The following is a 24,415-nucleotide window of genomic DNA, read 5'->3' as shown; positions in this document are numbered from 1 at the left end:
GCGGCGCGCAGCGACAGCCCCTCACCCTAACACTCCCCGCATGCGGGGAGAGTGGACGTGCGCCACGGCCTGCGTGGAGATGGTGCGAAGGCGAATCCGCGATTCCCTTCTCCCCGCCTGCGGGGAGAAGGTGCCGGCAGGCGGATGAGGGGCGGCCGCGGCTCAAGAAAGCCGGACGATCCGGGAATCAGGGCCGCCGGTATCCCGTCGGCTGCGCATAGAGCCACGCGATGCGCCGGATGGCGTCTTCGAGACCTTCGCGCGCCACCGTCATCGTGTGTCCGTTGGCATGCACCAGGGTCTTCTCGTCTTCCATGATCGCCACATGGCCCTTCCAGAAGACGAGGTCGCCGCGCGTGAGATCTTCGCGCTCGATGAGGCGGCCGAGTCCGCTGGCCTGCATGTCGGAATCGCGCGGCGCATTGCGCCCCGCCATCTGCATTGCGAGTTGCACGAGGCCGGAACAGTCTATGCCGAAGCCGGAGCGGCCGCCCCAGAGATAGGGCGTTTCGAGAAAGCGGGTCGCGATTGCGACATAATCATCCGTAAGCGCGCCGGTTGCGGGGATGCAGTGATCGGCGACGATCGCCAGCCCGCCATCCAGCAGAAAATAGCGCGTGCCGCGCGTCTCGGCCTCACCGGCGACGGCGATCCGGCTTCCCATGGAAAGGGCAAAGGCCTGGGGAAAGCGCAGATCCGCGCCGCGATAGACGAACGTCCTCGGCACCGCCACGAGGTGCGTCGCCGGCGCTTGCGGGGGCTGCACGACATCCTCCGGTACGTAGCCGACATAGCCGTCGAGATCGGACTTCACCCACGCCCATCCGTTGGCAACGTCGAGCACGCGCACCGTCTCGCCATAGAGAAGCTCCGTATCGGTACCGCAGCCGGCCTCCGGCCGCGCCCGCAGCGGCGTCACCGGCACGGATAGGGCCGCCGGCGTGCCTTCCACGAAGCGCTTTGCCTCGACCATGCCGCGCAGGCGTTCCTCCGCGAGATCCTCGCGGTAGGCATTCAGGCGGCGGTCGAGGACCTCGGACATGGATAAGCTCACATTTTCCGGCCCTGATAGATGATCAGATCGCCGAACTTTTCAAGATAAAGCGCGCCCTCGACGGTGCGCTTGATGATGACGTTGCGCCTGTCGCGCTCGTCGCGGATCCGGTCGACGAGGCCGAGCGCACCCATGGTGTCGAGCGCGCGCGTGATCACCGGCTTCGTCACCCCGAGCGCCGCGGCGAGGCCGCGCACCGTATGGGGCGGCGGCACGAGATAAATCTGTAACAGGATCGCCATCTGGCGCAAGGTCAGATCGCGGCTGTCGACGCGCACCTGTTCGAGCAACACGGCATGCCAGAGCCCCAGCGCCTGAGAAGGGGTAAGTTCGACCGGCAAAGGAAACTCCTGCGTGGATCACCTGTCCGGGAGCATAGCCGGCGATCGTTACGCAAGCGTTTCTTTTGCGGCTCGATTGCGCGAATAGCTACCCCGCTATCCTGCCGATGTGATGGTAAAGCGCCCGGATCGCCTGAGCTTCACCGCCGATCGGCGAATGCGGGCGCTCGGACTGGGCCCAGCCGAAGATGTCGAAATGGACCCAGCTTTTCGCGTTCGTCACGAAACGCTTGAGGAACAGCGCCGCCGTGATCGAGCCGGCCATGCCGCCCGAGGGGGCGTTGGTGAGATCGGCGATGCGGGCGGAAACATCCTTGTCATAGCCCCTGTAGAGCGGCATCCGCCAGACCGGATCGTCCACGGTCAGGCTCGCTTCGGCAAGATCATGGGCGAGGTCATCGTCGTCGGTGAAGAAAGGCGGCAGGTCCGGCCCCAGCGCCACGCGGGCGGCGCCCGTCAGGGTCGCCATGTCGATGACGAGGTCCGTCTTCTCCTCGTCCGCATAGGCGAGAGCATCGGCGAGGATCAGCCGTCCCTCCGCGTCGGTGTTGTCGATCTGCACGGTCATACCCTTGCGGCTCTTGTAGATGTCGCCGGGACGGAAGGCATTCGCCGAGATCGAATTCTCGACCACGGGAATGATCACGCGCAGATCCACCTTGAGCTTTGCATCCATGATCATCAGCGCAAGGCCCATGACGTTCGCAGCGCCGCCCATGTCCTTCTTCATGAGCAGCATCGAGGACGCCGGTTTGATGTCCAGCCCGCCGGTGTCGAAGCAGACGCCTTTGCCGACGAGCGTCACCTGCCGGTGGCCCTTCCTGCCCCAGCGCATTTCAAGCAGCCGCGGCGCTTCGGCGCTGGCGCGGCCGACCGTGTGGACGAGCGGGAAGTTCTCGGTCAACAGGGCTTCGCCGGAAATCACCGAGACGTCGGCCTTGTAATGGGCGGCCAGCGCCCGGAACGCGCCTTCCAGCGCTTCCGGTCCCATATCGTTGGTCGGCGTGTTGATCAGGTCGCGCGCCAGGAACACGCCGGCGAGCTGCCGCTTGATATCGGTCGCATCCGAATCGGCCGGAATGAGCAGTGTCGGCGCGTCCGTCTTCGACGGTTTGTAGCGCTCGAAACGGTAGGACCCGAGGCCGTAGCCGAGAGCCAGCCGATTGGCGGTGAGCGGCGCCGTTTCGATGTGCCATTTGCCGGCCGGGAGCGCCCGGGCGAGCTTGCCGGTCAGGAAGGGCGTGTCTGACGGGTTGGCGCCGAGCCCGAACAGCGCGCCTCCGAGATGACCATCGGCCGAGGGGATGAGCAGCACCGCGCCGGATTCCGCCTTGAAGCCGGCTTTCTTCGCCCAATCGAGCGCGATCGGATCGATGCTCCCCGTCTCTATATGCGCGGGCGTCACCGCAAAGATCGGCAGCGTCTTGCCGTTGCTGGTGTTGAACGGCGATGGCCGCTCGATGAACTGATAGGGAGCCATTGGAATCCTCGACTGGCGGATGCGAACAGGTGCGATTAACGCTCCGTTAGGGTTAACAGATTATTGCTGGAGTGAAAGTTGCGCCGCTTTTGTCTGGAGTTCCGGTGCAGGACTGGATGGCTGGGGCTTCGATGACGATGCAAGATACTTTTTCCTTATCCCTGTGCCGCCTCGCAACGGGGGTTGCCGTTGCGATGGTGGCGCTGTCGCTCTCCGCCTGCGCCGGACAACAGGGCAGGAAGGAGCTGACGACCGGATCGATCCCGAAGCTCACGAGGCCGGTGCAGTCGATGAACGCGACCGAACTCGCTGCCGCCGCCGAACGCATCGGCAAGGCCTATGAGCGCAATCCGAAGGACCGGGAGGCCGGGCTCAACTACGCCAATCTCCTGCGCATGACGGGCCGCAACGAACAGGCGCTTGCCGTCATGCAACAGGTGGCGATCTACCATCCGGCGGATCGCGAAGTGCTCGGAGCCTACGGCAAGGCCCAGGCCGCAGCGGGTCAGCTGGAACAGGCGCTCGCAACGATCGGCCGTGCCCAGACGCCGGACCGGCCCGACTGGAAGCTGAAATCCGCGGAAGGCGCCATCCTCGACCAGCTCGGCCGTTCCGCCGAGGCACGGCTGCGCTATCGCGAGGCTCTGGACCTCAAGCCCAACGAGCCCTCGGTCCTTTCCAATCTGGGCATGTCCTATCTGCTCTCGAAGGATCTGCGGACGGCCGAGACCTACCTCAAATCCGCGGCGAGCCAACCGGATGCCGGCAGCAGCGTGCGCCAGAACCTCGCGCTTGCCGTCGGCCTGCAGGGCCGCTTCCAGGAAGCGGAAGCCATCGCCCGCCAGGAACTGACAGCCGAGCAGGCGGAGGCCAATGTCGCCTATCTTCGCTCCATGCTGTCTCAGCAGGGCGCGTGGAAGCAGCTGGCAAAGGCGGATGCGGTGAAGGCGGATTGAAGGTGACCGGCCGGCACCGCCGCCCGCCAGGGTGGCGGCACGCGCCCCTCATCCCGCTGCCGCGACCTTCTCCCCGCAGGCGGGGAGAAGGGATATGCCGCCCTCTCCAGTCCCTTCTCCCGCCCCCGGCGGGTAGACCACCTTTGCCTTTCCATCCTAAAACTTGTCCGCCACCTGTATCCCGGCGGGGCCGAGGATGACGGCGACGAGGACCGGCAGGAAGAACAGGATCATCGGCACCGTCAGCTTCGGCGGCAGTGCGGCCGCCTTTTTCTCGGCGGCGGTCATGCGCTGGTCGCGGCTCTCCTGCGCCAGAACGCGCAGCGCCTGAGCGACGGGCGTGCCGTAGCGGTCGGCCTGGATCAGCGCCTGCGTCACCGATTTCACCTCATCGAGCCCCGTGCGCAGGCCGAGATTTTCGAGCGCGATGCGCCTTTCGGGAAGGAAGGAGAGTTCCGCGGTCGTCAGCACCAGTTCCTCCGCCAGCGGCTGCGACTGCACGGCTATCTCGTCGGCGACGCGGCGCATGGCGAGTTCCATCGAGACGCCGGACTCGACGCAGATGAGCAGGAGATCGAGCGCATCCGGCCAGGCGCGGCGAATCGACTGCTGGCGCTTGGAAATCGCATTGGCGATGAAGATGTTCGGCGCGTAGAAGCCGACATAGGCGAATCCGATGGCGAAGGACACCCTGACCATGATCGGCTTGTCGGCGAAATTTCCGAGCACGAAAATATAGAGAACCGCAACGGTCAGAAACAGGAACGGCAAGCAGAAGCGGGCGAAGAGGAAGGTGTTGAGCGCGTTCTGCGAGCGATAGCCGGCCGTCTTCAGGCGGTTGACGGTGTTGTCGTCCACCAGAGCCTTCCTGAGGTTCAGCCGCTCGACGATCTCCCGGACCGAGGTGTTGTGCTGTGCCCTGAGGCTTGCCCTGCCGGTGGTCGCCTCGGCATTGAGCCGGGCGCGCTCGCGGGCGCGAATCTGCTCCCGTTCGGTGGCGACCGACTTCATCCGCTTCGCGAGGTCTCCCCGCTCGAGCAAGGGCGCCACGAGCGAATAGAACGTGGCGAGCACGGCCACCGAGACGAGCGCCGCGACGAGGATGTTCAGATCGGTAAGCGTCTCTATCCAGCCGGCCACGGGATCCTCAGATGTCGAAGTTGATCATGTTGCGCATCACCCAGATGCCGATGCTCATCCAAACGGCGGAAGCGCCCATGATGATGTGGCCGCGCGGGTCGGTGAAGAGAATCATCATGTAGTCCGGCGAAGTCAGATAGACGAGGGTTGCGACGATGAAGGGCAGCGCGCCGATGATGCAGGCGGACGCCTTGGCCTCCATCGACAGCGCGCTGACCTTCGCCTTCATCTTCCTGCGTTCGCGCAGGACCTTGGAGAGATTACCGAGCGCCTCGGACAGATTGCCGCCCGCCTGCGCCTGAATGGCGATGACGATCGCGAAGAAGTTCACTTCCGGCAGCGGGATGCTGTGAATCATGCGGGCGCAGGCTTCGGGAACGTTGAGACCCACCTGCTGGGATTCGACGACACGGCGGAATTCGGTCCTGACCGGCTCCTGCCCGTCGCTCGCGATCAGCCGCAAGGCGTCGTTCAGCGGCAGCCCCGACTTGATCGACCGGACCATGACATCGAGCGAATTCGGAAACTCGTCGAGAAACTTTCTGCAACGGCGTTTGACCATGGAGCCGACGATCCACCGCGGCAGGCCGGCCGCGCCTATCAGGCCGACGCCTGCGGCAATGATCAGTCCGGCCCCTCCCAGGAGGACGACAAGGAAGGCGAACAACCCGAAAAGCGCACTGAACAGATAGAACTGCGCGATCGATATCGAAAGACCGGCCTGCAGCAGACGCTTCTTCATCGAAGGCGCCGCATTGGCGGATTTTTCCTGCTGCTTCTTCTCGAGGTCCTTCAGCGAATCCTGAACGGATTTGCGACGCTTCGACATCTCGTTGACGCGGTCGCGCGCCGCCTTGATCTTGGTGCGGTCCGTCTCCGAGGCGCTGACCCGGCGCAGGCGGCCCTCCGCCTTTTTCTCGGTCTCGATACGGGGATAGAGCACGCCATAGGCGAGTGCTGCCGCCGCCAGGGCGACGAGGCCGGCCAGTCCCAGGACGGTGATGTCTATGCCGAACATCGCTCGGTCTGTCCTTTACTCGGAGCGGCGGGACTACAGCCGTTCGCCTATTGCTTTTCCATCGCGTCGAGGGTCGCAGCGAGCCGCTTGTCCTCGTTGAAGTAACGGGCCCGGTCCCAGAAATGCGGCCGGCCGATGCCGGTGGAGACATGGCGGCCGACGATGCGGCCATTGGCGTCCTCCCCGTCGATCTCGTAGCGCATCAGGTCCTGGGTGATGATCACGTCGCCTTCCATGCCGGTGACTTCGGTGATGTGGGTGATCCGGCGCGATCCGTCCCGCAGGCGCGAGGCCTGGATGATCACGTCCACCGAGCCGGAGATGATCTCGCGAACGGTCCTGGCCGGCAGGGTATAGCCGCCCATGGCGATCATCGATTCCATGCGGCTCAGGCATTCGCGCGGGGTATTTGCGTGGATCGTTCCCATCGAACCGTCATGGCCGGTGTTCATCGCCTGCAACAGGTCGAAGACTTCCGGGCCGCGCACTTCACCGACGATGATGCGCTCCGGGCGCATGCGCAGGCAGTTCTTCACGAGGTCGCGCATGGTGATCTCGCCCTCGCCCTCGATGTTCGGCGGGCGCGTCTCGAGCCGGACGACATGCGGCTGCTGCAGTTGCAATTCGGCCGAATCCTCGCAGGTAATGATCCGCTCGGTGCTGTCGATATAGCGCGTCAGGCAGTTGAGCAGCGTCGTCTTTCCGGAGCCGGTGCCGCCGGAAATGACGATGTTGCAGCGGACGCGGCCGATGATCTGCAGCAGGACGGCGGCCTCGGGCGTGATCGATCCGAAGCGCACCAGCTGCTCCAGCGTCAGCTTGTCCTTCTTGAACTTGCGGATGGTGAGCGCCGTACCGTCGATCGCGAGCGGCGGCGCGATGACGTTGACGCGTGACCCGTCCGGCAGACGCGCATCGCAGATCGGGCTCGATTCGTCGACGCGGCGGCCTACCTGGCTGACGATGCGCTGGCAGATCGACAGCAGTTGCCCGTTGTCGCGGAACCGGATCTCCGATTCCTCGACCTTGCCGCCCACTTCGATGAAGGTTTGCCCGGCGCCGTTGACCATTATGTCGGCGATGTCGTCGCGCGCGAGCAATGGTTCCAGCGGTCCGTAGCCGAGCACGTCGTTGCAGATGTCGTCGAGCAGTTCCTCCTGCTCCGAAATCGACATCGCGAAGTTCTTGATGGTGATGATATCGTTGACGATGTCGCGGATTTCCTCGCGGGCGCTCTCGATATCGAGCTTGGAGAGCTGCGACAGATCGATCGTATCGATCAGCGCGGAGAAGACCTGCGATTTCGTGTCGTAATAATCTTCCGCCCTCGGCGCTCGGCGCCGCGGAGGCGGCGCCGCCGCTTGCGGGCGGGATGGCGCAGCGATCGTTTCGCCGAGAACGGGCGCGGCGGCACGCTCCACCGGTACCAGCTGGACGGCGGGCATCGGCGGCGCAGGCGAGAAGCCGCGCGCACCACCCTTGCCAGAACCTTCATTTCCGCGTTTGCCAAACATCACTTCATTCCAGTTGCTTCATCGATCCCCGCCCCTTCGGGTGCGGGATCGGAAATAGTCCGCTACCGCCTGCCGAGCTTCGCCAGAACCTTGCCGAGGCCGCCCCGTCTGGCCTTCTTGACGGTGGTGCGCCCGGTCAAGAGGTGGGACAGCTGCGAGAAGGTCTCGGCGGCCGGCGACTTCCGGTCGATCTCCGCGATCATGCGTCCGCTGTTGGAGGCATTGCCGAAGAGGACCGCATCGAACGGAATGATCGCTGCGGCTTCGATCTCCAGCGACGCGCAGAACTCATCGGGAGCGATCTCCGGACGCTTGGGCACGCCCACCTGGTTGAGCACGAGATGCGGTGCCTTGTCGTTCGGCCTCAACTTCTTCAAGGCATCGAGCAGGTTCTTCGCGTTTCTGAGGCTTGCCAGGTCCGGGGCGGCGGTGATGACCACCTCGTCGGCCGCGGAAAGCACAGAGCGGGTCCAGTCGGTCCAGCCATGCGGCAGGTCCAGAACGGATACGGGCGCGCTGCGCTGCAGGACTTCCAGGATCGGCTGAAACGCACCCGTCTCGAAGTCATAGGCGCGGTCGAGCATGGAGGGGGCGGCGAGCAGCGACAGATGATCGGAGCATCTGGTCAGGAGCCGGTCGAGAAAGACCTCGTCCAGCCGATCCGGTGCGAATACGGCCTCGGCGATCCCCTGCGGGGGGTCCTGGTCGAAGTCGATATTGGCGGTTCCGTAGGGCAGATCGAGATCGGCAAGGATCGTCTCGGTCGAGAAAAGATTGGAAATGCCCCAGGCGCAATTATGGGCGATGACCGACGAGCCGCAGCCGCCCTTCGCGCCGATGAAGGCAAGGCTGCGTCCGAGCGGCTCCGCCTCCGGATCCACGAAGATCGCCGAGACGGCGCTCAGCATATCCGCCATCCCGACCGGTGCGACCATATATTCGGAAATGCCGTTGCGGATCAGCTCGCGATAGAGAGCGATGTCGTTATGGCGACCGATGACGATGACCTTGGTGCTCGGATCGCAGACCTCCGCGAGCGGCGCCAGCTCCGAAAGCAGCGAGCCGGTCTCGGCCGCGGTTTCGAGAATGATCAGATTGGGCGTTGAGACGCTGGTAAAAGTGGTCGCGGCGGCGGCGATGCCGCCACCGGTGATGCGAAGGCTGACCTTCGCCATACGGCGGTCCTGGCCGCAACGCTCCATGAGCCGCTGCACCGCTTCGCTTTCGCAGAAGGCGTGGATCGAGATGCGCGGCAGGGGCCGGAGCTGCTCGAGGTCGCCGGGGCGCGACCCGTCCGGGGGCCAATCGCCGGCAGCGCCGCTTTCGATCGTGTATTCAATCGCGTTCATCGCTTTTCCTTGAAGGCCCGTTTCAGTTGAAGACGATCGTGGTTCCGCCGTCGCCCTTTTCCGTCCCGCGCCAGCTGTCGATCACCTGGCCCCGCTGCTCGGCGTCGATCGGCGACATCTGGCGCGGGCCGACGAGATCCGTCGGATTGGCGATCTGAGCGGCGAGATTGGACTGGGTGGTGCAGCCGAAATTGTAGTAGTTGCGGTTTTCCAGCGTATTCAGCGCCAGATCTTCCGGCCACGCACCGCAGGGTGCGGTCTGCGCAGTTATCGCGACATAGCTCAGGCGGATCGGTGCGGCGTCGCCCGTCACGGAGGCGTCATAGGTGGTTTCGATCATCTTCTTCGGTGACACGCCGCCCGCCGCCAGCACGCGACGAATATCCTTGCGGACGATCTGCGCGGCATGGCCGTTCACCGATCCGCGCGGCAGCATGATCTGGATGACGCCGCTCGACGCATTCCGATATTCGGCGGCAAAGCCGCGGATGACGTCGCGGGTCCCCTGGGTGAGCCGCGTGTCGCCCGAGGCGACGGGAATGTCGATCGTCCGCTCGCCCTCGGTCAGCACGATCGGGTGGCGAGTGCGGTAATCGTCCGGAAGAGCACCGGTCGCGAGCCTGTCCTTGTTGGCGCAGCCAGCCAGCAGCAGGCCGACGAGCGCCCCCAGGGCCAGGCGATACGGAAAGCGGTTCAGGGCCATCGGAGGCTGCCTTTCGGGACTGTTTCGAGCTGCTCTTCGCTTCTTCATGGCCGGCCTATTTGTAGATGAAGCCGACATTGCCGTGATAGCGGCCGGCCGGCGGCTGAGCCTCGGGGCGTCCATAGATCCGGTTGACGCGGCCGAGGAAAAAGCTTTCGAGATCGTTCGCCGGATTGAAGTTGTCGTCCGGGCGCGAGATCGCGCTGCGGGCAACCGGCCGGACGAGGTAGGGCGTGGCGATGATGACGAGTTCCGTCTCGCTGCGCTGGAAATCCTTGCTGCGGAAGAGCGTGCCGAGGATCGGGATCTTCGATGCGGCGGGCAGGCCCGACATCGCCTGGCGGATATTGTCCTGGACGAGGCCGGCGATCACGATCGAGCCGCCGGACGGCAGTTCGACGCTGGTCGAGGCCTCGCGCCGGCGGATGCCGAGAAAGGTATTGCCGGGAACGTTGACCGTACCATTGCCGGTGACGACCGAACCCTCATAGGTCGGCTCCGAGACATCGGTCTCGATCTGCAGGCTGATGCGGCCGGGGCCGAGAACGACCGGCTTGAAGTTCAGCCTGATGCCGTATTCGACATCGTTGACCTCGCGCGTGACAGTCGTTTCGCCGGTGTCGGCGTCTGTGCCCACTTCCTGCATGCCGGTAAGCCGGAACTCGCCGCCGACATAGAATTTCGCTTCCTGGCCGGAGATCGCCGTGAGGCTCGGCTCGGCGAGCGTGCGCATCACGCCGGCCTGTTCCATTGCATTGATATAGCTCGAAATGGTTGTCCCGCCGATCGAACCCTTGATCAGAGCGTTGGTGCCGAGGGAAATGGCGTCGCCCAGATTGGCCGGATTACGGAAGCTGATACCGCTTTCGCCGTCGGAGACACGGCCGTTGAAGCCGAGCTGCTTCAGCACCTGCCGGCTGACCTCGGCCACGGTCACCTTCAGCGTCACCTGGTCGTCGCCCTCGATCGTCAGCAGATTGACGATCTGCGAGTTCTGCCGGTCCTCGGCGAAGATATCGGCATCGCCGTTATTGCCCTGCGCGGTGATGTTGCGCGTGGTCGCCTCGCCACCCTTCAGGAAAGCGCGTGCGAGATCGACGGCCCTGGTCGAGTCGAGCGGCGTGCGCACCGTGCCTGTCAGCACCACGTTGTCCGAAATGATTTCGACATTGATATCCGCATCGGGAATGAAGCGACGCAAATTGGATTCGAGACCGGCGACGTCGCGCTCTACGGCGACCTCCAGGCTGACGATCTCCTCGCCGCCCGGGCCGAAGACGAAGATGTTCGTCTGGCCGACGGACTTGCCGAAGAGATAGATGCGGCGCGAGGTGCGGGTGATCGCATCGGCGAGCGAGGGATCGGCGACGAGGATGTCGTGGGCGTCGCTCGGCAGGTCCACGACGACCGCCTTGTTGAGACCGAGATTGATGGTCTTGCGGGCGCCGGGGCCGCTATCGACGATCCTCACCACCGAGGAGGAGGCGGCCTCGGCGGTCGGGAGAGTCGGCAGCGCCATGCCCGAAAAGGTCAGGCAGAAGGAAAGGCCGGCTGCGACAGACGCCCGAAACTTTTTTGCGATCGGTTTCACCTTGCGCCCCGCCTCACTTCTGGTTCTGGAGGGCCACACCGTCGCCCTTGACGATGGAGCCCGACTTGATGACCTGAATGCTCGGCCGGCCGTCGCCGTTGAGAAGGTAGTCGGCAGCCGTGGTATCCGGCTCCTGCGCGTCGGCGACGCTGCGCAGAGCCAGCGAGATGCGGTCCGCCATCTGCTGCGCCACGGTCATGACCTTCGATTGATCCGGCGTCAGTTCCAGCGTCGCGGTCGTACCGACGACCGCTTTGGAGCCGTCTTCCTTCTCCTCGATCTGCTGGTCGATCGCCAGCACGCGGACATTGCTCAGCACCGTTTCGGTCAGATAGAGATCGCCGTCGGACTTGCGCACCATGATCACGTCGACACGATCGTTCGGCAGGATGAAGCCGCCCGCCCCGGTCGCAACCGTGATTTCCGTGGCGACGGCGCGCTTTCCGGCGGGCAGCAGCGACGACATGATCCGGTTCGATGCGTCGGCGATCTTTTCCTGGCGGACCGGCTCGCCGGTGAAGATCGGCAGGCGGACGACGGCGCCGGCGAGATCTTCGACGGCGGCGGGACGGTTTTCCTCCGTTATCATTCCCTCGGCGACACCATCCTTCGGCCAGGCCTTCCAATGGATGGAATCGGCGCCGAGACGGGAGCCGACCGGCAGGCTCTTGCCGGCGACCAGCACGTTGATGGTCGGCGCCTGCTCGATGACGGGTTCCGCCGTCTGCGGGGCGGGCGCGCGGGTGAGCTTCATCGCCAGCAGCCCGGCCAAGGCAGCCGAGCCGACGGCCACCGCCAGAATGATAATGCGCACCGGTCTCATGATCGCCCCAAACTCCCAAGAATTGCCCGGGATCAGGTTGATCAGGAATTGGTGTAATTATGGTTAATAGAATGCTTATGCAGATGGTTAACGGAAAACGTCATGCATCGGAACTCAGGCGAGTTGCGCGAATGCGGCCTGCATGAGCGGCGAGGACGGGTAAGCCGCGAGTCCACCGAGCGCAATGGCAACGCCATAGGGAATTTTCTTCGAGGTTAGCAGCCGATGCGGAACCGGGATGCGGGCGGCAAGGATCAGGTTCTCTTTGCTACGCAGAAACAAGACGACGAGCGTCAGCAGGCCGCCAATAACGGAGACGTACAATAGGAAGGCGACGAGCGAAGTGCTGAGGCCGAACCAGATCGCACTCGCTGTCAGGAGTTTTGCGTCGCCACCGCCCATGACGTTCAGCGCGAAAAGGCAGAAGCAGGCAGCAAAAACCGTCCCGCCAGCCGCAAAGTGGAGAAGGATCTGTGTGAGATCAAGTCCGTGCGGGGCGACCACGACGAACGAGCCCAGCAGAATGACCGAGATACGATTTGGAATCGACATCGTGAACAAGTCGCAGAAGGCGGCAAATGCCAGGCACACCGGAAAGATTACCAAGATGGCCACATTGATCACCGGAGTCTCTCCACAACTCGCCTGCAAGCGCCAACTTGCGACAACTCAACAATTTCGCCGAGAGCCACCTTGCAAAGGTAGCTCCCGGCTCTCGATTCCGGCACGACGATTACTTGGTGTAATCCTTTTGCGCCTCAGTCATTTTGGTACCTAGGGCATCGAACGTAAGGTCGAGCTGTGTCCCCAACGTTGAGGCGCCGCCGATCAACGCCACCGAGATCAGGGCTGCTATCAGGCCGTATTCGATTGCGGTTGCGCCGGACTCGTCCTTCATCAGGCGTGCAAAAATGGTCTTCATGACTATTCTCCTCAAACTTCACTTGTTGTTCAGCACGTCCGTCAAACTGTTGCCGTTGATCGGATACCCTGAATTTAGCGGGGGCTAATTGCTTTCCGCTTAAGGAAACCGGTTACCGTGAGGTTAAAGGAAACTCGCTTTTTCCTGGGTAAATGTGCGGAAAATGGATGCCTTAAATTGCGCCGCATCGGCGTAACCATTCATTCACCAAAAGGCGCCAAGATGTGGCAGATAGACCGTCAGGACGCGCCATGAACACGCCCTCAGCGACCCCACGGGCCGCACTGCTTGCAACGACTGCACTTCTGGCGATCGCCGCACCGGGTGGCGCCCGCGCGGCTGAAGAAATGATGCGCGTCTATATGGACCACGCCCGCGTGCTGAAGCTCGACCGGCCCGTCAGCAAGGTGATCATCGGCAATGCGGAGGTTGCCGACGCGACCGTGGCGGATGCGAAGACCATCGTGCTGACCGGGCGCAATTTCGGCACCACCAATCTCGTCATTCTCGACCAGGACGGCAACGCCATGGTCGACGAGCGCATCCTGGTATCGATCGACGAGGGCAACACGGTACGCGTCTATAAACAGACCGTCCGCACCGTTCTCTCCTGCACGCCCAATTGCGAGCGTGCGGAACGGCAGGCCTCCGCTTCGAGCGGCAATTGAGACCGGGAAATTCGCCCTGCCCTCACCCTAACCCTCTCCCCGCGCGCGGACAGAGGGGACTTGAGCCGCAAAGCGAGCCGCCTGTCCCTTCTCCCCGCTTGCGGGGAGAAGGTCGCGGCAGCGGGATGAGGGGCCGTTCCGCCCTCAGCTTCAGAACCACTAAAATTCTCCGGGTCCTCGAAAACGAATCTTCAACAGTCGCCGTGTATTTTGCGCCAACCAGTTGGCATGATGGAACGGCGCGATGTCGATCGACGAGAAAGCATCCACTCCCCGGGCTCCCTCCCCGCGCGCCCTTTTTCGGCGCTTCATCGGCGACCGGAAAGGTGCGACGGCGATCGAATTCGCGATCCTTGCACTGCCTTTCTTCATCGTCGTCTTCGCCTCGATCGAGACATTCGTCGCTTTTGCCGGGGAGCAATTGCTGGCCAATGCGACCGATACGCTGGCGCGGAAAATCCGCACGGGTGAAATCACCACCGATACCGGCAAGCCCGGCTTCACGACAGAAACCCAGTTCCGCCAGGCCTTCTGCGAGGAAATCGCGATCATGATGACCTGCTCGGCGACCGAGGCGACGCAAGCCTCGAAACTCTATCTCGACGTCCGCAAGCTTCCCGCCGATCTCAGTGTCTTTCCGGAAGCCGTGCCGCGGATCGGCTCCGATCTCGACACCAGCGGCTTTACGTTCGCACCCGGCGGCCCGAACGACTACACCATGGTGCGCGCCTATTACCGCTGGACCGTGATCACCGATCTCGTTCGTCCCCTGGTGACCAAGCTCAGACCCGCCGGCGACAGCATGCCGCGCGACTATCTGATGGTCTCGACCGCCACCTTCCGCAACGAAAACTATTGAGGCCGCCATGGAACGTCTTCCTGCATGCAAACGGCAGCTGTGGGGGGTCTTCCACGGACTGTTGCGGGACCGGCGCGGCGCCGGGGCCGTGGAATTCGCCATTGTCGCGCCGCTTCTGATCGCGGCCTATGTTGGCGCTTTCGAGCTTTCGCTCGGCTTCACCGTGGCGCGCAAGGTCGGGCGGGCCTCGAGTGCGGTGAGTGATATCGTCACCCAGGAGCAGCAGGTGAACAAGGCCTTTCTGGACGACATGCGCAACGTCGCGAAAAACATGCTGGTGCCCTATGACGGCTCCGACTACGACCTCAAGATCACCGGTATCCAGGTGAACGGCACGACTGAAGGCAAGGTCGCCTGGTCCCGGGGCTGGTCGGACGCGAGCGACGGCGCGACGGTCCCCTATGCGGTCAATTCCGTGGTCAGCGTTCCGGCGGAGCTCGACGCGGTGAATGCCTTCGTCGTGCGCACCGAACTCGTCGTCAACCATCAGATTTCCCTGTTCGGCTCGGACGCCGGCGGCACGATCCCGCTCTCCCGGACCTCCTACTACCGCCAGCGCTTCGGCACGACCATCAACTGCACCGATTGCTGAGGCCCCCCTCCGGCACCCACGCGGGGTGGGTCCTGGGCGGCAGGCATCAATTGCAATGGACAAGGCGGCGCGCTATTTCTGCCGGATTGTGCGGCGACGGCCGCGAAAATCTTAATGGCACCGGCTCGCCGCTTATCGCGCTCGCGCTCGGGATCAGTCAGGGTGTTTCATGGCGCGTGCGTTCCTTTTCGTCCTCGATTCCTTCGGCATCGGCAATGCGCCGGACGCAGAGGCTTTCGGCGATCTCGGCGCCGATACGCTCGGACATATTGCGGAATTCTGCGCGGCGGGAGCGGCCGACCGGACAGGTCTCCGGGAAGGGCCGCTTCATCTGCCCAACATGTCGGCGCTCGGCCTCATGCATGCGGCGCGGCTCGCGACCGGGCGGCTGCCCGCCGGCATGGCGCTGCCGGAACGCGTCTACGGGATCTACGGCGCGGCAAGCGAAGTCTCGCGCGGCAAGGACACGCCGTCCGGTCATTGGGAAATCGCCGGCACGCCGGTGACCTTCGACTGGGGCTATTTTCCGGCCGAAGGCGACGCCTTCCCTCCCGAATTGGTCGAAGCGATCTGTCGCGAGGGCGATGTGCCCGGCATTCTCGGCAATTGCCATGCTTCGGGTACCGACATCATCGCCCGCCACGGCGAAGAGCATATGCGGAGCGGCAAGCCGATCTGCTACACCTCGTCCGATTCCGTCTTCCAGATCGCCGCGCATGAACAGACCTTCGGGCTGGAGCGCCTGCTGAACCTCTGCGAGGTCGTCCGCCGGCTCGTCGACGACCACAATATCGGCCGCGTCATCGCACGGCCCTTCGTCGGTAGCGACCCGGGCAACTTCACGCGCACGGGCAACCGTCGCGACTATTCGGTGCCGCCGCCCGAGCCGACCGTTCTCGACCGACTGCAGGAGGCCGGGCGCACGGTGCACGCGATCGGCAAGATCGGCGACATCTTCGCCCATCAGGGTGTGACCAGGCTCACCAAGGCCAACGGCAACATGGCCCTCTTCGACGCCAGTCTGGAAGCCATCGAAGAGGCCGAAGACGGGGCGCTCGTCTTCACCAATTTCGTCGACTTCGACATGCTCTACGGCCATCGCCGCGACGTGCCCGGCTATGCCGCCGCGCTGGAAGCCTTCGATGCACGCCTGCCCGATCTCGACCGCCGGCTGAAACCCGGCGACATGGTGATCCTGACCGCCGACCATGGCTGCGATCCGACCTGGCGCGGCACCGACCACACGCGCGAGCGCGTGCCGGTGCTGATGTTCGGCCCGACGCTTCGCAGCCGCTCCTTCGGCATCGCCGACAGCTTCGCCCATATCGGCGAAACCGTCGCAAGACATCTCGGCATTGGCGCCGGCCCACATGGGAGAAGCCTCCTTTGACCGCTCATCTGAAGAAAGCCGAACTGCATTGCCATATCGAGGGCGCGACGCCGCCTGAACTGGCGCTGAGGCAGGCCCGCAAATACGGCGTCGACACCAGCGCGATCATCCGCGACAGGGCCTATGTCTGGGAGGATTTCACCAGCTTCGTAAGGTGCTACGACGCCATCGCCTCGCTGTTTCGCACCGAAGGCGATTATGCGCTTCTCGCCGAGACCTATCTGACGGAGCTCGCCGAAGCGGGCACGATCTACAGCGAAATCATCGTCTCGCCCGACCACGGCGAAACGATCGGTCTCGGCGCCGACGCCTATATCGAGGGCCTCGCCGCCGGCATGGAGGCGGCGAAGGCGAAGACCGGCATCGAATCGCGCATGCTGATCACCGGCATCCGCCATTTCGGTCCCGACTCCGTCATCAGGACCGCCGAATATGCAGCGATGCGCCGGCATCCGCTCGTGACCGGCTTCAATCTGGCCGGCGAGGAGCGCATGCACAGCGTCGCCGAATTCTCCCGCGCCTTCGACACCGTCCGCGATGCCGGCCTCGGCCTCACCATCCACGCGGGCGAACTTTCCGGCGCCTTCAGCGTGCGTGATGCGCTGGACCATGTCCGCCCGGCCCGGATCAGCCACGGGGTCAGGGCGATCGAGGACGGCGATCTCGTGAAGCGCCTTGCCGACGAGGGCGTCGTGCTCGAAGTCTGTCCCGGTTCGAATGTCGCGCTTCAGGTGTTCCCGGACTTTGCCGCGCATCCCCTTAGGCGGCTTTACGAAGCCGGCGTCCGCGTGACGCTCAATTCCGACGATCCTCCCTTCTTCCACACGTCGCTCGCGCAGGAATACGAAATCGCCTTCCACGCGATGGGCTTCTCCGACAGCGAGATCGACCGGATGACGAAGACCGCGATTGAAGCCGCCTTCGTGGACGAGCCGACGCGGGAGAGGTTGCTGGCCGCGTTGCATGTCTAGTTGCGCGGATGAGCGGGCGGAGCTGCACAACTTCAACCTACACTCTTGCGGCCCCCGCCCTTTCCATGGAAAAGAGGGTGGATAGCCAATTTTCGCGGGGAAGATGAGCCATGGACGGCGTAACGGTGATCGGTCATCCGCTGGTGCAGCACAAGCTGACCATCATGCGCAAGAAGGAAACGTCGACTGCGGGCTTCCGCCGGCTGCTCAAGGAAATCTCGACGCTGCTCTGCTATGAGGTCACGCGCGATCTGGAGCTGACGACCGAACGGATCGAGACGCCTCTCGTGGAAACCGACGCACCGGTGCTCGAGGGCAAGAAGCTCGTCTTCGCTTCCATCCTGCGCGCCGGCAACGGCCTGCTCGAGGGCATGCTCGAACTGGTACCCTCGGCGCGCGTTGCGCATATCGGCGTCTACCGGGACCACGAGACTCTGCAGGCGGTCGAATATTTCTTCAAGGCGCCGGACAACATCAACGAGCGCCTCGTCATCGTCGTCGACCCGATGCTCGCCACCGGCAATTCCTCGATCGCGGCCATCGAGAAGCTCAAGGAGCGCGGTGCGCGGAACATCCGCTTCCTCTGCCTCCTTGCCGCTCCGGAGGGTATCCGCAACTTCCAGGGCGTCCATCCGGACGTTCCGATCTTCACGGCCTCGATCGACAGCCATCTCAACGAGAAGGGCTATATCGTGCCGGGCCTCGGCGATGCGGGCGACCGCATGTACGGAACGAAGTAGCGCTGTCGGTCTGCCGTCCTGCCGCCTCGGAAAACGACGCTGCATTTCGTCAACGAGTCCGATAAGGCGCGGGATGCGGGCGCAAAACCGCACACGCTTTTCCTCACCCCGCTCTCAGCTTCGAAACGACCACCGGCCGTTGCCCCGGCTCCTCGTCTGCGATCGCATAGAGCGTGGCAACCCGCTTTGCGATCGCTTCGGCCTGGCTTCGGTCGGCAGCATGGACGAAGGCGATCGGCTCGCCCTTTTCGACTTTCGTCCCGAGCGGTCGCAGGCCGGAAAAACCGACGCGATGATCGATCCGGTCATCCGGGCGGGTGCGCCCGCCGCCGAGTGCGATGACCGACATTCCCAATTCGCGCGTCTCGCAGGACGCCAGATAGCCGTTCCGGCCCGCCGGCACGGCAAGGACCGCGGGCGCCCCGGCAAGATAGGCGCCCGGGCGATCCACGAAATCGCCAGGCCCGCCGAGCCGCCGGATCATGAGGCCGAAACGCTCCATCGCCTCCCCGCTCCCCAGGACGCGCCGGGCCATGGCTTCGGCTTCGGCTTCATGCGCCGCGACACCCGCTGCAACGAGCATTTCCCCAGCCAGGGCCATCACGACCTGATCGAGGCGGGTTCCCGCTTTCTCGCTGCGCAGATAGGCCAGGCAGCTCTCGATTTCGAGCGCGTTGCCGGCCGCGTCCGCCAGTGGCTCGTTCATGTCGGTGATCAGCGCAGAGGTGCGCACGCCCGCGCCATTGGCGACCTCGACCAGCGAACGCGCCAGGACTTCGGTTTCGGCGGGATCCGTCATGAAGGAGCCATTGCCGAGCTTGACGTCGAGGACCAGCGACCCGAGGCCTGCGGCGAGCTTTTTCGAAAGGATCGATGCGGTGATCAGCGGCACTGAATCGACCGTGGCCGTCACGTCGCGGATCGCATAGAGGCGCTTGTCGGCCGGCGCGAGATCGGCGGTCTGGCCGATGATGGCGCAGCCGACCTCATCGACCACCAGCCGAAAGAGCTCGGGCGATGGCTGGATGTCATAGCCGGGAATCGATTCGAGCTTGTCGAGCGTCCCGCCGGTGTGGCCGAGCCCCCGGCCCGAAATCATCGGCACGGCGGCACCGCAGGCGGCGACGATCGGCGCCAGCATCAGCGAGACATTGTCGCCGACGCCGCCCGTCGAGTGCTTGTCGACGATGGGGCGTGCGAGATCGCTCCAGTCGAGCGTTTCCCCGGAATCGCGCATCGCCAGCGTTAGCGCCACGCATTCGTCGCGATTCATTCCGGAAAACCAGACCGCCATGGCGAAAGCGGCCGCCTGCCCTTCCGAAACCGAGCCATCGGTCACACCGGCGATGAAACCGGCGATATCCGCCGGATCAAGCCGATCGCCGTCCCTTTTCTTTCGTATGATTTCCTGCGGAAGCATGGCCGTTCAGCCTTCGCTCGCGATCATCTCTTTCAGGATTGCCGCCAGCCGCGTGCCGCCGAGCGGTGCCATTTGCTTGGTTTCTTCATGGCTGAGTTCCGCCCCGGTCATGCCGGCGGCAAAATTGGTGACGACGGAGGCGGCGGCGACCTTCAGTCCGAAGAGCCGGGCGAGAATGACCTCCGGCACCGTGGACATGCCGACCGCATCGGCACCGAGGATACGGGCCATGCGGATTTCGGCCGGCGTCTCGAAGCTCGGCCCGGAGAACCACATATAGACGCCGCGCGCGAGCGGGATGCCGAGGCGTTCGGCGGCCTCCTCCATCCCTATGGCCAGCGCCGCGTCATAGGCATTCGTCATGCCGACGAAACGCTCGTCGCTTTCGACGCCGATCAGCGGATTGGCGCCGGCAAAGGCGATGTGATCGGCAATGCGCATGACCGAGCCCGGCGGCATGTCTTCGCGCAGCGAACCGGCGGAATTGGTGAGGATCAGGTTCTCGACGCCGATCCGCTTCAGCGTCTCGATCGGCACGCGCATGGCACTGGCGTCGCCGCGTTCGTAATAATGGGCACGACCGGAAAGCACGGCGACGGGAGTGTTGCCGATCCTGCCCGCCACGAACTCGCCGGCATGGCCGGAAACGCCGCTCACCGGAAAGCCCGGGATCTCCGCATAGGGGATGCGCAGCGGCTCCGCCACCGCGTCGACCAGCGAGCCGAGGCCGGACCCGAGCACGATCCCGTAGCGGGGCGCAAGCGCTCCGAGCTTGCCCCCGAGGAAGTCCGCCGCCGCCGTCATCCGAGAATCTCCGTCTCGAAGCTGTGCGGCAGCAGGTCGGAGAGCGCCAGCGTCTTCCTGATCCCCGTTTCGTCGCAAAGATAGATGCGGGTGCTCGCGCCGGAAAATTCCGCAAGCCGCTGACGGCAGCCGCCGCAGGGCGGGCAGAGCGCGAGTTTCTCGGCGACCACCGCGACCTCCGTGATCTTGCGCTGGCCGGCCATCACCATATGGCTGATCGCCGTCGTCTCGGCGCACCAGCCCTCCGGAAAGGACAGGTTCTCGATGTTTGCGCCCGTATAGATCCTGCCGTCCTCGGCGCGAATGGCGGCGCCGACCGGAAACTTGGAATAGGGCGCATGCGCCTTCGCCATGGCTTCACGCGCCGCGACAAAGAGTTCGTCCTTGGACATGATTAGCGCTCCTTCACATAGGGTACGCCGCCCGCCTTCGGCGGAATGGCCTTGCCGATGAAGCCGGCAAGCAGGATGACGGTGAGGATATAGGGCAGGGCCTGCATGAGCTGCACCGGAACCTGGCCGATAAGCGGCAAGGGCGTGCCCTGCAGACGAATCGCGAGCGCATCGAGGAAGCCGAAGAGCAGGCAGGCGAACATGACGTTGAGCGGCCGCCATTTGGCGAAGATCAGCGCCGCAAGCGCGATATAGCCCTTGCCCGCCGTCATGCCCTTGACGAAGCCCGCCGTCATCGCCAGCGAAAGATAGGCGCCGGCAAAGCCGCAGAGAATGCCGCAGCAGATGACAGCCCGGTATCTGAGCCAGATCACCGAGATACCGGCGGTATCGACCGCGCCCGGATTCTCGCCGACGGCGCGCAGCCTCAGGCCGAAACGGGTGCGGTAGAGAATCCACCAGCTGATCGGCACCATGGCGAAGGCGAGATAGGTGAGCAGGAAATGGCCGGACAGGAGGTCCGCATAGACCGGCCCGAGGACGGGAATTTCGCGGATCATGTCCGCGTCGGGGAAGTTGATCGTCTGGAACCGCGCGCCTTCGGCGAGCGCCGGCGTGCGGCCGCCTTGCCGGAACCAGGCCTCTCCCAGGATCACGGTGGAACCGGCAACGATGAAGTTGATCGCCACACCCGAGACGATCTGGTTGCCGCGCTGGGTGATCGAAGCATAGCCGTGGACGAGCGAGAGGGCCACGGAAACGAGGATCGCCGCAACGAGCCCCACCCAGACGGACTGCGTGACGGCTGCCGCCGCCCCGGCGGCAAAGGCCGCACCGAGCATCTTGCCCTCCAGGCCGATGTCGAAGACGCCGGCGCGCTCGGTGAACAGACCGGCAAGGGCTGCGAAGACCAGCGGCACGGAGACGCGGATCGTCGATTCCAGGAGCACGACGAGAACGTGGAAGAAGTCCATTTCAGGCTCCCTTGGTCTGCACGACGGCGGCCGCGCGCTGGCCGCGCATCGCGAAGGCGCGCGTGATCGCCGGGCGGAACATGTTCTCGAGCGCCCCGGCAAAGAGGATCACGAGACCCTGGATGATGACGATCATGTCCCGGGAGATCGAAGGCATCTCGAAGGCGATCTCGGCGCCGCCCTGATAGAGCACGCCGAAAAGGATCGCGGCGGGAATGATGCCGCCCGGATGCGAGCGCCCCATCAACGCGACCGCGATGCCGACGAAGCCGGCGCCTTGCACGAAATCCAGCTGCATGCGGAACTGCTCGCCCATGATCGGGTTCAGCGCCATCATGCCGGCAAGGCCGCCTGATATCATCATGGCGACGACGGTGATGCGGCTTTCGCTGATACCGGCATAGCGCGCGGCGGACGGGCTATGGCCCATGGTGCGCATCTCGTAGCCGAGCCTGGTGCGCCAGATCAGCACCCAGACCGCGAAGGCGGCCGCCAGCGCCAGGAGGAACGAGATGTTGAACGGCGCCGTGCCGATATTGAGGCCGAAGATCGACAGCAGCCAGTCGAGCTTCGGCAATTGCCCGCCTTCGGCGAAGGTGCGCGTCTGCGGCGCCATCGAGCCGAGCGGCTTCAGCACGCGTGTCAGCAGATAGACCATCAGGCTGGAGGCGATGAAATTGAACATGATGGTGGTGATGACGATATGGCTGCCGCGTTTGGCCTGCAGCCAGCCGGGCAGGAACGCCCAGAGCGCGCCGAAGAAGGCGGAGCCGACGATGGCGAGCGGGAAGACCACGTACCAGGGCATAGTCTGGTCGAGCCAGAGGCAGGCGAGCGCCACGCCGATGCCGCCGACATAGGCCTGGCCCTCGCCGCCGATGTTGAAAAGACCGGCATGAAAGGCGACCGCCACCGCGAGCCCGGTGAAGATGAAGGTCGTCGCGTAATAGAGCGTGAAGCCGATATATTCGCCGCGGCCGAAGGCGCCGTTGATGAGATGATAGGCGGCTTCGAGCGGGTTTTCGCCGACGAGGAGAACGACGAGGCCGGCGACGAGGAAGGCGACGGCAAGATTGATCAGCGGAATGAGGCCATATTCCACCCATACCGGGAGTTTCGCATAGGGCGTACTCATTCTGCGGCCTCCTTGCGGCCTTCGACACCGGCCATCAGCAGGCCGAGCTCGCCTTCGGTCGCTTCGGGGCTGCGTTCGCCGACGACGCGTCCGGCAAACATCACGAGGATGCGGTCGGAAAGGGAACGTATCTCGTCGAGCTCGACCGAAACCAGCAGAACGGCCTTGCCCTGGTCGCGCATCTCGATGATCCGCTTGTGGATGAATTCGATCGCGCCGACGTCGACGCCGCGGGTCGGCTGGCCGATGATGAGGACGTCCGGATCCCGCTCCATCTCGCGCGCAAGCACGACCTTCTGCTGGTTGCCACCGGAAAAATTGGCCGTCCTCAGCCGCGCATTCGGCGGGCGAATATCATATTTGGCAATCTTCTCCTCGGCATCCTTGCGGATCGCATCGATGTTCAGGAACATGCCGTTGGAGAAGCGTGGGTCATGGTGGTAACCGAGGATCGCGTTTTCGCACTCCTCGAACTTGAGCACGAGCCCGACGTGATGCCGGTCCTCCGGCACATGCGCCAGTCCGCGATCCCGCAGTTTCGCCGGGTCCGCGTTGCCGGTCACGTCCACCGGCTTGCCGTTGAGGAGAACCGTCCCGGAGGCGGCCTTGCGGATGCCGGCGATCGCTTCGAGCAGTTCCGACTGGCCGTTGCCGGCCACGCCGGCGATGCCGACGATCTCGCCTGCACGAACCTCGAAGGAGACGTTATCGACCATGGTCACGCCGCGGCTGTCCTTGACCGTCAGCCCCTGGACGGCGAGCTTCACGTCAACGGGATTGCTCTCGCCCTTCTCGACACGCAGCAGCACGCGCCGACCGACCATCAGCTCGGCCAGTTCCTCGACCGAGGTTTCACGCGTCGTGCGCGTCGCCACCATTTCGCCGCGGCGCATGACCGACACCTCGTCGGTGATCGCCATGATCTCGCGCAGCTTATGGGTGATGAGGATGATCGTCTTTCCCTGCGCCTTGAGCTGGCCGAGGATGCGAAACAGGTGATCGGCCTCAGCCGGCGTCAAGACGCCGGTCGGCTCATCGAGGATCAGGATATCGGCCCTTCGATAAAGCGCCTTCAATATCTCGACGCGCTGCTGGAGGCCGACCGGCAGCTCCTCGATCAGGGCGTCCGGATTGACCTCGAGCGCATATTCCTTCTCGAGCCGTTTCAGCTCCTGCCGCGCCTTGGCGATGCCCTTGTTGAGGATCTGGCTGTCCTCGGCGCCGAGCATGACGTTTTCGAGCACGGTAAAGTTCTCGACCAGCATGAAGTGCTGGTGGACCATGCCGATCCCGACGGAGATCGCCGCATTCGGATCGCGAATGGAAACAGGCTTGCCGTCGACCAGGATCTCACCGTTGTCGGCCTGATAGAAGCCATAGAGGATCGACATCAGCGTCGACTTGCCGGCACCGTTTTCACCGATGATGCCGTGGATCGTGCCCTTGCGAACCTTGAGATTGATGTTCCTGTTGGCGTGGACCAGCCCGAAGCTCTTGTCTATTCCACGCAATTCGATGGCAATATTGTTCATATTGGCCTGCGATCCCCTTTTTGCCCGCTTCGGCTCATCGCAGAAAC

General features: G+C 64.1%; 25 protein-coding genes. 7 read left to right on the top strand and 18 right to left on the bottom strand.

The annotated features are described in order from the left end of the window. Positions 1-187: 187 nt before the first annotated feature. The 3 genes from ACTJKL_RS07945 to ACTJKL_RS07935 all read right to left on the bottom strand — a co-directional run bounded on the left by ACTJKL_RS07945 (position 188) and on the right by ACTJKL_RS07935 (position 2,875). Positions 188-1,042, bottom strand: a complete 855-nt coding sequence (locus ACTJKL_RS07945; protein ID WP_440852643.1) for a C40 family peptidase — start codon at positions 1,040-1,042, stop codon at positions 188-190. An 8-nt stretch (positions 1,043-1,050) separates the two neighbouring features. Further along, positions 1,051-1,395 carry a MarR family transcriptional regulator gene (locus ACTJKL_RS07940; protein ID WP_440852642.1) on the bottom strand — a complete coding sequence of 115 codons (345 nt, stop codon included), beginning with the start codon at positions 1,393-1,395 and terminating at the stop codon, positions 1,051-1,053. 88 nt (positions 1,396-1,483) lie between these two features. After that, positions 1,484-2,875: a leucyl aminopeptidase family protein gene (locus ACTJKL_RS07935; protein WP_440852641.1), complete on the bottom strand. Its 1,392-nt coding sequence runs from the start codon at positions 2,873-2,875 to the stop codon at positions 1,484-1,486. 131 nt (positions 2,876-3,006) lie between these two features. On the opposite strand from ACTJKL_RS07935, the gene ACTJKL_RS07930 reads away from it, so the two are divergent. Next, positions 3,007-3,831 (top strand): tetratricopeptide repeat protein, encoded by an 825-nt coding sequence (locus ACTJKL_RS07930; protein ID WP_440852640.1) that lies wholly within the window; start codon positions 3,007-3,009, stop codon positions 3,829-3,831. 156 nt (positions 3,832-3,987) lie between these two features. Here the strand turns inward: ACTJKL_RS07930 and ACTJKL_RS07925 are convergent, their stop codons facing one another. The 9 genes from ACTJKL_RS07925 to ACTJKL_RS07885 all read right to left on the bottom strand — a co-directional run bounded on the left by ACTJKL_RS07925 (position 3,988) and on the right by ACTJKL_RS07885 (position 12,891). Next, the gene (locus ACTJKL_RS07925; RefSeq protein WP_440852639.1) at positions 3,988-4,971 is read right to left on the bottom strand and encodes a type II secretion system F family protein; all 984 of its coding nucleotides are present in this window, start codon (positions 4,969-4,971) and stop codon (positions 3,988-3,990) included. Between the two features lie 7 nt (positions 4,972-4,978). Further along, the gene (locus tag ACTJKL_RS07920; protein WP_100669915.1) at positions 4,979-5,989 is read right to left on the bottom strand and encodes a type II secretion system F family protein; all 1,011 of its coding nucleotides are present in this window, start codon (positions 5,987-5,989) and stop codon (positions 4,979-4,981) included. Between the two features lie 47 nt (positions 5,990-6,036). Further along, on the bottom strand, positions 6,037-7,503 hold the full coding sequence (locus ACTJKL_RS07915) for a TadA family conjugal transfer-associated ATPase (RefSeq protein WP_198516599.1): 1,467 nt from the start codon (positions 7,501-7,503) through the stop codon (positions 6,037-6,039). A 62-nt stretch (positions 7,504-7,565) separates the two neighbouring features. After that, positions 7,566-8,852 carry a CpaE/TadZ family protein gene (locus ACTJKL_RS07910; RefSeq protein ID WP_440852638.1) on the bottom strand — a complete coding sequence of 429 codons (1,287 nt, stop codon included), beginning with the start codon at positions 8,850-8,852 and terminating at the stop codon, positions 7,566-7,568. 22 nt (positions 8,853-8,874) lie between these two features. Continuing rightward, positions 8,875-9,555 carry a CpaD family pilus assembly protein gene (locus ACTJKL_RS07905; RefSeq protein WP_440852637.1) on the bottom strand — a complete coding sequence of 227 codons (681 nt, stop codon included), beginning with the start codon at positions 9,553-9,555 and terminating at the stop codon, positions 8,875-8,877. A 55-nt stretch (positions 9,556-9,610) separates the two neighbouring features. Then, entirely contained in the window at positions 9,611-11,146 is a 1,536-nt protein-coding gene (locus ACTJKL_RS07900; RefSeq protein WP_440852636.1) for a type II and III secretion system protein family protein, read from the bottom strand. 13 nt (positions 11,147-11,159) lie between these two features. Continuing rightward, positions 11,160-11,969, bottom strand: coding sequence for a Flp pilus assembly protein CpaB (gene cpaB / locus ACTJKL_RS07895; protein ID WP_440852635.1), 810 nt, complete (start codon positions 11,967-11,969; stop codon positions 11,160-11,162). A 114-nt stretch (positions 11,970-12,083) separates the two neighbouring features. Next, positions 12,084-12,593 carry an A24 family peptidase gene (locus ACTJKL_RS07890; RefSeq protein WP_440852634.1) on the bottom strand — a complete coding sequence of 170 codons (510 nt, stop codon included), beginning with the start codon at positions 12,591-12,593 and terminating at the stop codon, positions 12,084-12,086. Positions 12,594-12,702: 109 nt separating this feature from the next. Next, positions 12,703-12,891, bottom strand: coding sequence for a Flp family type IVb pilin (locus tag ACTJKL_RS07885; RefSeq protein WP_107607858.1), 189 nt, complete (start codon positions 12,889-12,891; stop codon positions 12,703-12,705). A gap of 251 nt (positions 12,892-13,142) precedes the next feature. On the opposite strand from ACTJKL_RS07885, the gene ACTJKL_RS07880 reads away from it, so the two are divergent. The 6 genes from ACTJKL_RS07880 (at position 13,143) to upp (ending at position 18,111) form a co-directional block, all read left to right on the top strand. Further along, the gene (locus ACTJKL_RS07880) at positions 13,143-13,559 is read left to right on the top strand and encodes a pilus assembly protein N-terminal domain-containing protein (RefSeq protein ID WP_127708773.1); all 417 of its coding nucleotides are present in this window, start codon (positions 13,143-13,145) and stop codon (positions 13,557-13,559) included. Between the two features lie 244 nt (positions 13,560-13,803). Beyond that, the gene (locus tag ACTJKL_RS07875; protein ID WP_018093768.1) at positions 13,804-14,418 is read left to right on the top strand and encodes a TadE/TadG family type IV pilus assembly protein; all 615 of its coding nucleotides are present in this window, start codon (positions 13,804-13,806) and stop codon (positions 14,416-14,418) included. Between the two features lie 7 nt (positions 14,419-14,425). Next, complete coding sequence (locus tag ACTJKL_RS07870) at positions 14,426-15,010, top strand: TadE/TadG family type IV pilus assembly protein (protein WP_127708777.1); 585 nt, start codon at positions 14,426-14,428, stop codon at positions 15,008-15,010. Positions 15,011-15,179: 169 nt separating this feature from the next. Next, positions 15,180-16,400 (top strand): phosphopentomutase, encoded by a 1,221-nt coding sequence (locus ACTJKL_RS07865; protein WP_324762649.1) that lies wholly within the window; start codon positions 15,180-15,182, stop codon positions 16,398-16,400. After that, entirely contained in the window at positions 16,397-17,371 is a 975-nt protein-coding gene (locus ACTJKL_RS07860) for an adenosine deaminase (RefSeq protein ID WP_440852633.1), read from the top strand. The genes ACTJKL_RS07865 and ACTJKL_RS07860 overlap by 4 nt, the downstream gene beginning before the upstream one ends. 110 nt (positions 17,372-17,481) lie before the next feature. Next, positions 17,482-18,111: a uracil phosphoribosyltransferase gene (upp, locus tag ACTJKL_RS07855; protein WP_440852632.1), complete on the top strand. Its 630-nt coding sequence runs from the start codon at positions 17,482-17,484 to the stop codon at positions 18,109-18,111. Positions 18,112-18,214: 103 nt separating this feature from the next. Here the strand turns inward: upp and deoA are convergent, their stop codons facing one another. From deoA to ACTJKL_RS07825, 6 genes are read right to left on the bottom strand one after another with little or no spacing between them, the layout of a single operon-like run. Next, the gene (gene deoA, locus ACTJKL_RS07850) at positions 18,215-19,531 is read right to left on the bottom strand and encodes a thymidine phosphorylase (protein WP_440852631.1); all 1,317 of its coding nucleotides are present in this window, start codon (positions 19,529-19,531) and stop codon (positions 18,215-18,217) included. A 6-nt stretch (positions 19,532-19,537) separates the two neighbouring features. Then, positions 19,538-20,335: a purine-nucleoside phosphorylase gene (locus ACTJKL_RS07845; RefSeq protein WP_440852630.1), complete on the bottom strand. Its 798-nt coding sequence runs from the start codon at positions 20,333-20,335 to the stop codon at positions 19,538-19,540. Continuing rightward, entirely contained in the window at positions 20,332-20,727 is a 396-nt protein-coding gene (locus tag ACTJKL_RS07840; RefSeq protein ID WP_003536146.1) for a cytidine deaminase, read from the bottom strand. Before ACTJKL_RS07840 ends, ACTJKL_RS07845 begins: the two co-directional genes overlap by 4 nt. Before the next feature lie 2 nt (positions 20,728-20,729). Further along, positions 20,730-21,701 carry an ABC transporter permease gene (locus ACTJKL_RS07835; RefSeq protein WP_018093761.1) on the bottom strand — a complete coding sequence of 324 codons (972 nt, stop codon included), beginning with the start codon at positions 21,699-21,701 and terminating at the stop codon, positions 20,730-20,732. A 1-nt stretch (position 21,702) separates the two neighbouring features. Next, on the bottom strand, positions 21,703-22,836 hold the full coding sequence (locus ACTJKL_RS07830) for an ABC transporter permease (protein ID WP_127708786.1): 1,134 nt from the start codon (positions 22,834-22,836) through the stop codon (positions 21,703-21,705). Continuing rightward, positions 22,833-24,368 carry an ABC transporter ATP-binding protein gene (locus ACTJKL_RS07825; RefSeq protein WP_275597037.1) on the bottom strand — a complete coding sequence of 512 codons (1,536 nt, stop codon included), beginning with the start codon at positions 24,366-24,368 and terminating at the stop codon, positions 22,833-22,835. Before ACTJKL_RS07825 ends, ACTJKL_RS07830 begins: the two co-directional genes overlap by 4 nt. Positions 24,369-24,415: the final 47 nt, after the last annotated feature.

This window comes from Sinorhizobium sp. 22678 (genome assembly GCF_052044265.1).
Classification (GTDB): domain Bacteria; phylum Pseudomonadota; class Alphaproteobacteria; order Rhizobiales; family Rhizobiaceae; genus Sinorhizobium; species Sinorhizobium meliloti_A.
The sequence above is the reverse complement of the archived record's forward strand: the minus strand, read 5'-3'. Positions and strand labels throughout refer to the sequence as shown.